The 11,488-nt window shown below is 72.1% G+C and carries 10 protein-coding genes; 7 read left to right on the forward strand and 3 right to left on the reverse strand.

Annotated elements, in window-relative coordinates; translation table 11 throughout:
* Positions 1 to 26: 26 nt before the first annotated feature.
* From murD to ftsZ, 7 genes are read left to right on the forward strand one after another with little or no spacing between them, the layout of a single operon-like run.
* Entirely contained in the window at positions 27 to 1,457 is a 1,431-nt protein-coding gene (murD, locus tag HCU62_RS09845) for a UDP-N-acetylmuramoyl-L-alanine--D-glutamate ligase (RefSeq protein ID WP_163299472.1), read from the forward strand.
* Complete coding sequence (murG, locus tag HCU62_RS09850) at positions 1,457 to 2,623, forward strand: undecaprenyldiphospho-muramoylpentapeptide beta-N-acetylglucosaminyltransferase (protein WP_163299470.1); 1,167 nt, start codon at positions 1,457 to 1,459, stop codon at positions 2,621 to 2,623. The genes murD and murG overlap by 1 nt, the downstream gene beginning before the upstream one ends.
* Positions 2,616 to 4,010, forward strand: a complete 1,395-nt coding sequence (gene murC, locus HCU62_RS09855) for a UDP-N-acetylmuramate--L-alanine ligase (RefSeq protein WP_163299468.1) — start codon at positions 2,616 to 2,618, stop codon at positions 4,008 to 4,010. Before murG ends, murC begins: the two co-directional genes overlap by 8 nt.
* On the forward strand, positions 4,007 to 4,945 hold the full coding sequence (murB, locus tag HCU62_RS09860; protein WP_246325441.1) for a UDP-N-acetylmuramate dehydrogenase: 939 nt from the start codon (positions 4,007 to 4,009) through the stop codon (positions 4,943 to 4,945). Before murC ends, murB begins: the two co-directional genes overlap by 4 nt.
* 22 nt (positions 4,946 to 4,967) lie before the next feature.
* On the forward strand, positions 4,968 to 5,801 hold the full coding sequence (locus HCU62_RS12245; RefSeq protein ID WP_163298964.1) for a cell division protein FtsQ/DivIB: 834 nt from the start codon (positions 4,968 to 4,970) through the stop codon (positions 5,799 to 5,801).
* 4 nt (positions 5,802 to 5,805) lie between these two features.
* On the forward strand, positions 5,806 to 7,017 hold the full coding sequence (gene ftsA, locus HCU62_RS09865; protein WP_309474817.1) for a cell division protein FtsA: 1,212 nt from the start codon (positions 5,806 to 5,808) through the stop codon (positions 7,015 to 7,017).
* Between the two features lie 55 nt (positions 7,018 to 7,072).
* The gene (gene ftsZ / locus HCU62_RS09870) at positions 7,073 to 8,242 is read left to right on the forward strand and encodes a cell division protein FtsZ (RefSeq protein ID WP_163298966.1); all 1,170 of its coding nucleotides are present in this window, start codon (positions 7,073 to 7,075) and stop codon (positions 8,240 to 8,242) included.
* Here the strand turns inward: ftsZ and glmM are convergent.
* Genes glmM through cdaA form a run of 3 tightly spaced genes read right to left on the reverse strand, consistent with a single transcriptional unit; the run spans position 8,239 to position 11,381 of the window.
* Positions 8,239 to 9,606: a phosphoglucosamine mutase gene (gene glmM, locus HCU62_RS09875; protein ID WP_163298967.1), complete on the reverse strand. Its 1,368-nt coding sequence runs from the start codon at positions 9,604 to 9,606 to the stop codon at positions 8,239 to 8,241. The two genes, ftsZ and glmM, sit on opposite strands and share 4 nt — an antisense overlap.
* Before the next feature lie 41 nt (positions 9,607 to 9,647).
* The gene (locus HCU62_RS09880) at positions 9,648 to 10,550 is read right to left on the reverse strand and encodes a CdaR family protein (protein ID WP_163298968.1); all 903 of its coding nucleotides are present in this window, start codon (positions 10,548 to 10,550) and stop codon (positions 9,648 to 9,650) included.
* A gap of 30 nt (positions 10,551 to 10,580) precedes the next feature.
* Positions 10,581 to 11,381, reverse strand: coding sequence for a diadenylate cyclase CdaA (gene cdaA, locus HCU62_RS09885; RefSeq protein ID WP_163298969.1), 801 nt, complete (start codon positions 11,379 to 11,381; stop codon positions 10,581 to 10,583).
* Between the last annotated feature and the right edge of the window lie 107 nt (positions 11,382 to 11,488).

Raw genomic sequence — 11,488 nt, forward strand, 5'->3', positions numbered from 1 at the left:
CCGGTAGATTCCATGGCTGCCGTGCCGTGGTCCTCGGTCTCGGCCTCTCAGGCCGGGCGGCGGCCCGGTGGCTGGCCCGGGGCGGGGCACGGGTCCACTGCACCGACGCCAGGCCCGTGGAGGAGTGGCCGCGGGAGTTCGTGGCCTGGTGCCGGGCCGCCGGGGTGGAGGTCCGGGGCGGCGGGCACGAGGCCGACCGCTTCGCGGCGGCGGACCTGGTGGTGGTCTCCCCCGGGGTGCCGCCCCGGCTCCCGGCGCTCCAGGCCGCCAAGCGGGCCGGGGTCCCGGTGGTGGGCGAACTGGCCCTGGCCGCCGATGCCTGGGAGGGGCCCATCCTCGCCGTGACGGGGACCAACGGGAAGACCACCACCACGGAGATCGCGGGCGCCATGCTCCGGGCGGGCGGCGTGGCCGGGGTCGTGGCGGGCAACATCGGGGTGCCCCTGGCGGATCTCCTCTGCGAGGGAGAGGGGAGGGGGACCGCCGTGGTGGAGGTGAGCAGCTTCCAGCTCGATACCTGCCCGGATCGGCCCGTCCCCGTGGGCGCCGGGGCCCCGCTCCGGCCCTTCTCGCCCCATGCCGGGGCCTGGCTGAACCTGGCCCCCGACCACCTCGACCGCTACCCGGGAATGGAGGCCTACGGGGCGAGCAAGGCACGGCTGCTCCGGCTCCAGGGCGAGACGGACTGGGCCGTGCTCAACCGCGGGGACGTCTTCCTCGCGCCCTGGGCCGGCACGGGCCGGGGGCGCCGGCTCTTCTTCGGCTTCGGGGCGGAGGACATCCCCGGGGCCTGGGCCGACGCCGACGGCGCCGCCTGCCGGGTCCTCTGGCCCGACGGGAGGGAAGAGCGCTACGATCTCGCCGGCTGGACCCTCAAGGGCCGGCACAACCTCGAAAACCTCATGGCGGCGGTGCTGCTCGCCCGGGTGGCCGGGGCTCCGCCCGAGGCGGTCCAGGAGGTGATCCCCCTCTTCCGGGCTCCCGCCCACCGGATGCAGTGGGTGGGGCGCAGGGACGGCGTGGACTACTTCGACGACTCCAAGGCCACCAACGTGGCCGCGGTGGTGCGGGCCCTGGAATTCTTCGGCTCCGGGGTGGTCCTCGTGGCCGGAGGCCAGGGCAAGGGGGAGGACTACCGGCCCCTGGCGGAGGCCGCCCGGGGCCGGTTGCGCGGCGCGGTGGTGATGGGCGAGGACCAGGACGCCCTCGCCCGGGAACTCCGGCGCGTGACCCAGGTGGTGACGGTCCCCTACATCCCCGGCGGGGAACCCGATGACGGGTTCCGGGCCATGCGGCGGGCGGTCCGGGCCGCCGCCGAGATGGCGCGGCCGGGGGACACGGTGCTTCTCGGGCCCGCCTGCGCCAGCTTCGATCTCTTCGAGAACTACGCCGCCCGGGGGCGCGCCTTCCAGGAGGCGGTGCGCCGGCTCGGCGAGGGCGACGGGGGGGAGGCGTGATGCCGGCCGGCTCCCGCGACGTCTTTCGCCTGGCCATCACCGGCGGCGGCACCGGGGGGCACGTCTTCCCCGGCATCGCCGTGGCGGAGGCCCTGGCGGCCCGGCGCCCCATGGAGGTCCTCTGGATCGGCACCGGCCGGCCCGTGGAGCGGGACGCCTTCCGGGATCGGCCCTGGGACTACCGCGTCCTCGACGTGCGGCCCCTCCAGGGGGTGGGCCCCGTGGAGCAGGTGCGGGCCGTGGCGGGGCTGCCGGCCGCGGTGCTGCGGGCGTGGCGGTGGCTCAGGGAGTTCCGGCCCCACGTGGTCTTCGGCGTCGGCGGCTACGTCTCGGGGCCGGTCCTCCTGGCCGCCCGGCTCTGCGGGCTGCCCGCCGCCATCCACGAGCAGAACGTGGTGCCGGGGCTCGCCAACCGGTTGGCTGCCCGGTTCGCCAACCGGGTCTTCATCAGCTTCGCCGGGAGCGCGGATCGCTTTCCCGCCGGAAAGACCGTGCTCACCGGGAATCCCGTGCGGCGGGCCATCCTCGAGGCCCGCAGGCGGGCCCCGCGGCCCCGGCGGGGGGTGATGAGGCTCCTGGTGCTGGGAGGGAGCCAGGGGGCCCGGCGGCTGAACCGCCTGGCCAGCAACGCCGTCATCTCCCTCTGGAACTCCGGGGTGGATCTCCGCGTGACCCACCAGACCGGCGCCGACGACCGCGAAGAGATCGCCCGGCGCTACCGGGAGGCGGGGGGCAGCCACCGGGTGGAGGCCTTCATCACGGACATCCACCGCGCCTACGCCGAGGCGGACCTGGTGCTCTGCCGGGCCGGGGCCACGACCTTGGCGGAGCTGGCCGCGGTGGGGCGGCCGGCCATCCTGGTGCCCTACCCCTTCGCGGCGGGGCGCCACCAGGAGGCCAATGCCCGGGAGATGGCGGCGGCCGGCGCCGCCCGAGTGATCCTGGAGGAGGACACCGGGGCGGTGACCCTGGCCGAGGAACTCCGCTTCCTCCTGGAGAACCCGGAGCACCTGGACCGGATGTGCGAGAACGCCGCCCGCCTGGGGCGGCCCAACGCGGCGGAGGAGATCGCCGGGGCCCTCGTGGAACTGGCCGAGGGGGCGCCGACCACCCGGCCGGAGGCGGAGCACCGGCCGGAAGACGGGGAGGGCGACGACCATGTATAAGAAGCAGCACGTCCATTTCGTGGGTATCGGGGGGATCGGCATGAGCGGACTGGCCCGGGTGCTCCTGACCCTCGGGCACTCGGTGAGCGGCTCCGATCTCCGCCAGACCGAGCTCACCCGGGCCCTGGAGCGCATGGGCGCAGTGGTCTACCGGGGGCATGCGCCGGAACACGTCCTGGGGGCCGACGTGGTGGTGATCTCCTCGGCCGTCCGGGCCGACAACCCCGAGGTGGAGGCCGCCCGGGTGGCCCAGATCCCGGTGATCCCGAGGGCCGAGATGCTGGCGGGGCTCATGCGGCTCAAGAAGTTCGGCATCGCCGTGGCCGGCGCCCACGGCAAGACCAGCACCACCTCCCTGGTGGCCGCGGTGCTCCGGGAGGGGGGGCTGGATCCCACGGTGATCATCGGCGGCAAGGTCAACGGCATCGGCGGGAACGCCTGCTGGGGCCGGGGCGACTACCTCGTGGCCGAAGCCGACGAGAGCGACGGGAGCTTCCTCCGCCTGACCCCCAGCATCGCCGTGGTCACCAACATCGACCGGGAACACCTGGACCACTACCGGGATCTCGACCACATCCGCCGGAGCTTCGCCGAGTTCCTGGACCGGCTCCCTTTCTACGGGCTGGCGGTGCTGTGCGCCGACGATCCCCACGTGGCGGACCTCCTTCCCGGCGGGGACCGGCGGGTCATCACCTACGGCACCTCCGAAGCGGCGGACCTCCGGGCCCGCGACATCCGGCACGAGGCGGGCGGCGTGGCCTTCAGCGCCTGGTGGCAGGAGGCGGAACTCGGATCCATCCGCCTCCGGAAGCCGGGGCTCCACAACGTCCGAAACGCCCTGGCGGCCCTGGCGGTGGGGATCGAGCTGGAGATCCCCTTCGAGGTCATCCGGCAGGGCCTCCACGGTTTCACCGGGGTGGGGCGGCGCTTCGAGCACGTCGGCGAGGTCCGCGGCATCACCGTCATGGACGACTACGCCCACCACCCCACGGAGATCCGGGCCACCCTCGAGGCGGCCCGGGCCTGCTGGCCCGACCGCCGGCTGGTGGTGCTGTTCGAGCCGCACCGCTACACCCGGACCCACGCCCTCATGGACGAATTCGCCGGCGCCTTCACCGGCGCCGACCTCCTCTTCCTCACCGAGATCTACCCGGCCAGCGAGGAGCCCATCGTGGGGGTGAGCGGTGAGCGGCTCGCCCGCCGGGTCCGGGAGCGGCATGCGGGGGAGGTCCAGTTCGTCCCCTCGTGCGAGGCCCTGGCCGAGGCGGCGGCCACCCGCCTCCGGCCGGGTGACGTGGTCTTCACCCTGGGAGCGGGCGGGATCGGGGCCGTCGGCCAACGGCTCGTGGAGATCCTCGGGGGAAAGGCGCAGGCGGCGGTCCCATGATGCAGGCCTTCCGGCAGCGGACGGGCGGGGCCTCGGCCCTGGCGGCGGACCTGAGGGGTATCGCCGGGCTCGAGGTCCGGGAGGACGTCCCACTGGCCCCCTTCACCACCTTCCGGATCGGCGGGCCGGCGCGCCTCTTCCTGCGCCCGGCGGACCGCGGGGCCCTGGAACGGGCGGTGGCCTTCCTGGGCCGGCGGGGAATCGGGTTCCGGGTGCTCGGCCGGGGGAGCAACCTCCTGGTGGACGACCGGGGGGTGGACCTGGTACTGGCCCCGTCGGGGCTGCAGGGCTTGGAAGGGGCGGGGGCGGCCGGGCGCCTTCGGGCCGAGGCCGGGGTGCCCCTGGCGCGGCTCATCGCCCGCTCCCTCGCGGCCGGCCTCGTGGGGCTCGAGGCCCTGGCCGGGATCCCGGGGAGCGTGGGCGGGGCCTTCGCCGGCAACGCCGGGGCCGGCGGAACGGCCTTCCTCGACCGCGTGCGCCGGGTCTTCCTGGTCTCGGGGGAGGGGGGCGGCTGGATGGAACGGCGCGACCTCGCCACCGGCTACCGTCGCGTGGACCTCCCCCCCGGGACTGTGGCGGCGGTGGTGGAGGTGGAACTCGGCGCCGGCGACCCGGACGAGGCCCGGCGGCGCATCCGCGGCCTCATGGCCCGCCGGGCACGGACACAGCCCCTGGGGCGGCCCAGCGCGGGGTGCGTCTTCCGGAATCCGCCGGGAGACTCCGCGGGCCGGCTCATCGAGGCCCTGGGCTTCAAGGGCTATACCCTGGGCGGGGCCCGGGTGTCCGAGCGCCACGCCAACTTCATCGTGAACCTGGGCGGGGCCCGGGCGGCGGACGTGCGCGCCATCATGAAACGGATCCAGGAGCGGGCCCTGCGGGCGGCCGGGGTCTTCCTCCAGCCCGAGATCCGGGTCTGGAGCGAGGAGGGAGAATGATGCGGGTCACGGGAGAACGGCCATGAGGATCCGGCAGGCCACGAGGGGGCGGCCGCGGCGGATCGCGGCCGCGAAGCGGGGGACGGCCGGGCGCACGGCCCGGCGGCTGGGTGCGTACGGGGTGCTCTGCGCCGCGGTGCTGGCGGGGCTCTACCTCGGCTGGACCGCCCTCGGTCACTGGCCGGCGCTGGCCCTCAAGACCGTGGAGGTCCGCGGCGCCCACCGGGTCGGGCGCGCGGAGGTCATCCGGCTGAGCGGCGCCAGGCCGGGGATGAACCTTCTTGCCCTGGACCCCGGCGCCATGGCCCGGGCCGTGGAGGCCCAGCCCTGGATCCGGCGGGCGGCCGTCCGGCGGGTCTTTCCCGACCGCCTGGTGCTCACCCTGGAGGAGCGGACCCCCGTGGCCCTCGTCAACCTGGACGGGATCCGGCTGGTGGACGCCGACGGCGTGGTGTTCAAGGCGCTCGAGCCGGGGGATCCGTCGGACCTGCCCCTCATCTCGGGGCTTTCGGCGGATCCCGGGCGCCCGGGCCGGCTTCCGTCCAAGGGGCTTCGGGCCCTTCGGCTCATCGCCATGGCGGGCCGGGGCGAACGGGTGCTCAGCGCCCGAAACATCGCCCAGATCCACTTCGAAAAGGACGGCCGGATGGTGGTCTACACGGCGGATGCCGCCGTGCCCATCGCCTTCGGCGACGGGGACCTCCGCCGGGAGTTCCGAAAGGCCGAGGCCGTCCTCTACCAGGTCTATCGATCCGGCCGGTATCACCGGGTCGCCAGGATCGAGTTGGACTACTCGAACCAGGCCGCCTGGGCCAGACTCAAGGAGGCTGGGGACCTCGTCCGGGCCCCGGAATGAGCACGTGAAGGACATCGTCGTAGGACTCGATATCGGTACCACCAAGATCTGCGCCGTGGTGGGCGAGGTCCACTCGGACGGCGTGGAGGTGGTCGGGGTGGGGACCCACCCCTCCGACGGCCTCCGAAAGGGCGTGGTGGTCAACATCGAGAGCACGGTGAACTCCATCCGCAAGGCGGTGGAGGAGGCCGAGCTCATGGCCGGGTGCGAGATCGGCGCCGTCTACGTGGGGATCGCCGGCAGCCATATCAAGGGCTTCAACAGCCACGGGGTCATCGCCGTCAAGGGGCGCGAGGTGAGCCAGGACGACGTGGACCGGGTCATCGACGCCGCCCGGGCCGTGGCCATCCCGCTGGACCGTGAGGTCATCCATACCCTGCCCCAGGAATACATCGTGGACGACCAGGACGGCATCCTCGACCCGGTGGGGATGACCGGGGTCCGCCTGGAGGCCCGGGTCCACATCGTGACCGGGGCGGTGACCGCCGCCCAGAACCTCATCAAGTGTGCCAACCGGGCCGGCCTCGACGTGGTGGACATCGTGCTCCAGCCGCTGGCCTCGGCGGAGGCCGTCCTGACCGACGAGGAACGGGCCCTGGGCGTCGCCCTGGTGGACTTCGGGGGCGGGACCACGGACCTGGCCATCTTCGCCGACAGCACCATCAAGCACACCTCGGTCCTGGGACTCGGGGGGAACAATCTCACCAACGACATCGCGGTGGGGCTCCGGACGCCCATGCGGGAGGCCGAGCGCATCAAGGTCGGCCACGGCTGTTGCGCCAGCGGCCTCGTGGGACGCGACGAGATGGTCGAGGTGCCCAGCGTCGGCGGCCGAAAGCCCCGCCTGCTCTCCCGCCAGGTCCTGGCGGAGATCCTGGAGCCGAGGGTCGAGGAGATCTTCTCCCTCATCGACCAGGACATCGAGCGGACCGGGCTCAAGGATCTCCTCGCCTCCGGCGTGGTGCTCACCGGGGGCACCGCCGAGCTGGAGGGAATGGTGGAGGTGGCGGAACAGGTGTTTCAGCTCCCGGCCCGGGTGGGCTATCCCCGGCGGGTGGGCGGCCTGGTGGACGTGGTGAGCGCCCCGATGTACGCCACCGCCGTGGGCCTCGTGCTCTACGGCGTCGACAACCCGCCCCGGCACAAGTTCCGCATCCGGGACGGGAACATCTTCAACCGGGTGGCCGGCCGGATGAAGAACTGGTTCCGGATCTAGGGGCGGCCGGCGGCGAGCGCACAGGAACGACCAGGGAACGAGCAGGGGGAAGAAGATGCCTTTCGAATTCGTCGAACCGGAGCAGGCCGCGCGGATCCGGGTGATCGGTGTCGGGGGCGGCGGGGGCAACGCCGTCAACAACATGATCGCCTCGGAGCTCAAGGGCGTGGAATTCATCGCGGCCAACACCGACGCCCAGGCCCTGGAGCTCTCCCGCGCGGGGCAGAAGATCCAGCTGGGCCGCAATCTCACCAAGGGGCTCGGCGCCGGGGCCAAGCCCGAGGTGGGGCGCGAGGCCGCCGAGGAGGCGGTGGACGAGATCCGAGAGGCCCTGTCCGGCTCGGACATGGTCTTCATCACGGCCGGCATGGGCGGCGGGACGGGAACCGGGGCGGCACCGGTCATCGCCGAGCTCAGCAAGGAGATGGGGGCGCTCACGGTGGCCGTGGTGACACGCCCCTTCATGTTCGAAGGCAAGCGCCGGATGCGCCAGGCCGAGGAGGGGCTGGAGCGGCTCAAGGAGGTTGTGGACACCATCATCACCATCCCCAACGACCGGCTCCGCAGCCTGGCCGCGCCCAACACCCCCCTCATCGAGATGTTCCGGAAGGCGGACGAGGTGCTCTACTTCGCGGTCCGGGGCATCTCTGACCTCATCGTGGTCCAGGGCTACGTGAACGTCGACTTCGCCGACGTCCGGACCGTCATGGGGGAGATGGGGATGGCCCTCATGGGGACGGGCGTCGCCCGGGGCGAGCGCCGGGCGGTGGAGGCGGTGCAGATGGCCATCGCCAACCCGCTCCTCGAGGACATCTCCATCAGCGGGGCGCGGGGCATCCTCATGAACATCACCGCCAGCAGTGCCACCCTCAGCATGGAGGAGGTGGACCAGGCCTCCACCCTCATCCACAACGAGGCCCACGACGACGCCAACATCATCTGGGGGACCGTCTTCGACGACAGCCTCGGCGACGAGATCCGCGTAACGGTGATCGCCACGGGGCTCGGCGCCGGGGCACAGCCCGAGGCCCGCTCCATCGTGGCGCCCATCGAGCTGGCCCGGGCGGGGGGCAAGGGCGAGGCGGGTCGCGGCGGGAAGGAGGACGTCGGGCTGGGCGATCCCGGGGCCAGAGCCCTCCGCCGCCGGCCGGCGAGGAGGGCGCTCACGGAGCTGGACGAGGCCCAGCTCGAGATCCCGACCTTTTTGAGGCGAAAGGCCGACTAGGCGCCCTCGGCCCCCCCGCAGACGGAGCGGATGTGGTCGCCCATGGCCTGGGCCATGTCGGCGATCCGTCCCTCGTCTTCCCCCTCCACCATGACACGGATGACGGGCTCGGTCCCGGAGGCCCGGATGAGGATCCGGCCCTTTCCGGCCAGTTCCCGCTGGAGCCGCTGCCGCAGGGCCTCCAGTCCCTCGATCTGGTCGATGGGGCGCCGCGCGGCCAGGCGGACGTTGTGGAGGACCTGGGGGAAGGTCTCCATGACGGCGGCAAGCTCGGAGAGGGGCCGCCCGGTGCGCTGCATCACCGCCAGGAGCTGGAGCGCGGCCAGGATGCCGTCGCCGGTGGTGATGTGGTCCAGGAAGACGAGGTGCCCGGACTGCTCCCCTCCGAAGTTGTAGCCTTCCGCGCGCATGGTCTCCACCACGTAGCGGTCGCCCACCTGGGTGCGGATCAGCCGGGCGCCCATGCGTTCCAGGGCGATCTCGAGGCCCATGTTGCTCATGACCGTGGCCACCACGGTTCGGTGGGCCAGGCGGCCGGCCTCCAGCAGGTCCCGGGCGCAGACCGCCATGATGTGGTCGCCGTCCACGATCCGGCCCTTCTCGTCCACCACGATCACCCGGTCGCCGTCGCCGTCGAGGGCGATGCCCATGTGGGCCCGGTGGCGGAGGACCGCTTCTCGGAGGGGCTCCGGGTGCAGGGCGCCGCAGTCCTGGTTGATGTTGGTCCCGTTGGGCGAGACGCCCAGGGCGATCACCGAGGCGCCGAGTTCCTCGAGGACCGCGGGCGCCACCCGGTAGGTGGCGCCGTTGGCGCAGTCGAGCACCAGGCGCAGGCCTTCGAGGGTGAGGTCCTTGGGGAAGGTGTGTTTCAGGAAGACGATATAGCGGCCCCGGGCGTCGTCGATGCGGAAGGCCTTGCCCACGTCGGCCCCGGTGGGCTGGGCGCGGAGCGGTTCGTCCGACTCCATGAGCGCTTCGATGCGGGCCTCCACCTCGTCGGGGAGCTTGAAGCCGTTTCCGGCGAAGATCTTGATGCCGTTGTCCTGGAAGGGGTTGTGGGAGGCGGAGATCACCACCCCGGCGTCGGCCCGCATGTTGGTGGTGAGAAAGGCGATGGCCGGGGTCGGCATGGGGCCCACGAGGAAGACGTCCACCCCCATGGAGCAGATGCCTGCCGCCAGGGCGTTCTCGAGCATGTAGCCGGAGAGCCGGGTGTCTTTCCCGATGAGGATGCGCCGGTGGCGGTGGCGGCTGTTGCGGAAGAGGTGGGCCACGGACCGGCCGATCTTGAGGGCCGTGTCCACCGTCATGGGCGGGACGTTGGCGACGCCGCGGACGCCGTCGGTGCCGAAGATCTGTCGCATGGATCCTTCACCTCCGGGACCCGGCCCCGGGCGGAGCCGGGTTACCGGGCAGATCGCGGAATGGTGACCTTAATAAACTCGGGCGTGATGGAACGCAAGGTGATGTTGTCGGGGGCGGACCATCGGGGGCGGACCTCGTGGACCCCGGGGGCGAGCCCCCCGGCCGGGACCAGGATGGAGAAGTCCTTGGGGCCCAGGCCCCGGACCTGGGTGAGGGGGCCCTCCGCGGTGACCGTGACGACCTTCGGCCACCAGGAGGCCCCGGCCGCCTCGCCCTGGAGACGGACGGGGATGTCACCGACGCGCTTGGTCCCGAGCACGGGCCCCACCTTCACGGTGACCTTGACCTGGGAGCTGCCTTCCGGGGTGCTCCGGATGCCCGAGACGTCGAGGGGAACGGTGCGGATCACGTCGGCGTCGGCCCCCGAGACGTCCACGGGGGCGGTGGCGATCTCCTTGATCGTCCGGAGTTCGCTCTCCGGCCCGCTGAGGACCACCACCGGCGGGTCCACCGTGACGTCGTAGATCTTGGCGGTGGGGGCCACCTTCCCCTGGACCACGGCCTTGACGGGGACGGATTTCCGGGCCAGCCGCTCCAGGACTATCTCGATGTCGCTCGGGGTGATCCGGACGGGGCGGACCCCGCCGGGCAGGGAAAGGCCTTCGGCGGTGACGTGGACGATGCCCTTGCCCGGACGGGCGTCGCTCAGGTCGATGACCTTGGACAGGCGCTGGTACGGCAGGTTCTTTATGATGCTCCGGGGGCCGGCCACGCGGATGTCGATGGAGGCCGGCAGGTCGTTGGCGATGGTGTAGCCCTTGGGGACGTTGACGATCTCCAAGGGGATGGAGAGCCCGATCTCGGCCTGTTGCTCGGTGGAGACGTACGCCCACATGAGAACGGCGAAGACCAGGGCGATGAGCTTCAGCGTCCAGTTCTTCACGGCGATTTCCTGCCAGCGCATCATGGCCGCCTAGATGAGCCTCCGTTTCCACCAAGGCCGTTCCTCCTCCTCCAGGGAGAAGGTGTTGTGGAGGATGCGCCGGAGGGTGCCCGAGTCGATGCCGCGGGTGATCTTGCCGGCGATGGCCACAGAGATGCTGCCCGTCTCTTCCGAGACCACCACGGCCACGGCGTCGGTGTGCTCCGTGACGCCGATGGCGGCGCGGTGGCGGGTCCCGAGGCGCTTGCTGACGTCCGGGTTGGTGGTGAGCGGCAGGACGCAGCCGGCCCCGGCCAGGCGGCCGTCCCGGATGATGACCGCGCCGTCGTGGAGCGGGGTCCCGGGGTGGAAGATGGTGCAGAGCAGCTCGCGGGTGACGCGGCCGTCAACGGGCACGCCCGACTCGAGGTAGTCGCCGAGGCCGATCTCCCGCTCGAGGACCATGAGGGCGCCGGTCTTCGTCTCGGCCAGGGTCGAGGCCGCCTTGGCCACCTCCTCCATGGCCTGGAAGGTCTTGACCCGGGTCTTGAGGAAGGGGGTCTGGCCCATCTGGGTGAGCACCCGGCGGATGTCGTCCTGGAAGACGATGATGATGAGCAGGAACAGGGAGCTCAGGACGGTGCCCAGGAGCCAGTGAAGGGTATAGAGCTCGAGGGCCTTGGCGGCGAAGTAGACCACGATGATGACGGCGAGGCCCGCCGCCATCTGGACCGCCCGCGTCCCCCGCAGCAGCAGCATGACCCGGTAGAGCAGGAAGGCGACGAGGAGGATGTCGATGACATCCAGCCACCACCTGGACAACGGGAGGTATGAGAACCAGTGCTCGGTCATCTTCCCCGGCGGGCGGGCCCCGGGCGCATGGGCGTTTCCGGTGGCACCCGGCGTCTAGCTTGTTTTTCGGCAGAAAGCCGAGGTTTCAATAGCGGCGGCCACGGAAT

Source organism: Dissulfurirhabdus thermomarina (assembly GCF_012979235.1).
Taxonomy (GTDB): Bacteria; Desulfobacterota; Dissulfuribacteria; order Dissulfuribacterales; family Dissulfurirhabdaceae; genus Dissulfurirhabdus; species Dissulfurirhabdus thermomarina.

Excerpts from the sequence above, each read along its gene's own strand:
- murG (WP_163299470.1), top strand. The coding sequence starts at position 1,457 with ATGCCGGCCGGCTCCCGCGACGTCTTTCGCCTGGCCATCACCGGCGGC.
- murC (WP_163299468.1), top strand. The coding sequence starts at position 2,616 with ATGTATAAGAAGCAGCACGTCCATTTCGTGGGTATCGGGGGGATCGGC.
- ftsZ (WP_163298966.1), top strand. The coding sequence starts at position 7,073 with ATGCCTTTCGAATTCGTCGAACCGGAGCAGGCCGCGCGGATCCGGGTG.
- glmM (WP_163298967.1), bottom strand. The coding sequence starts at position 9,606 with ATGCGACAGATCTTCGGCACCGACGGCGTCCGCGGCGTCGCCAACGTC.
- HCU62_RS12245 (WP_163298964.1), top strand. The coding sequence starts at position 4,968 with ATGAGGATCCGGCAGGCCACGAGGGGGCGGCCGCGGCGGATCGCGGCC.
- murB (WP_246325441.1), top strand. The coding sequence starts at position 4,007 with ATGATGCAGGCCTTCCGGCAGCGGACGGGCGGGGCCTCGGCCCTGGCG.
- cdaA (WP_163298969.1), bottom strand. The coding sequence starts at position 11,381 with ATGACCGAGCACTGGTTCTCATACCTCCCGTTGTCCAGGTGGTGGCTG.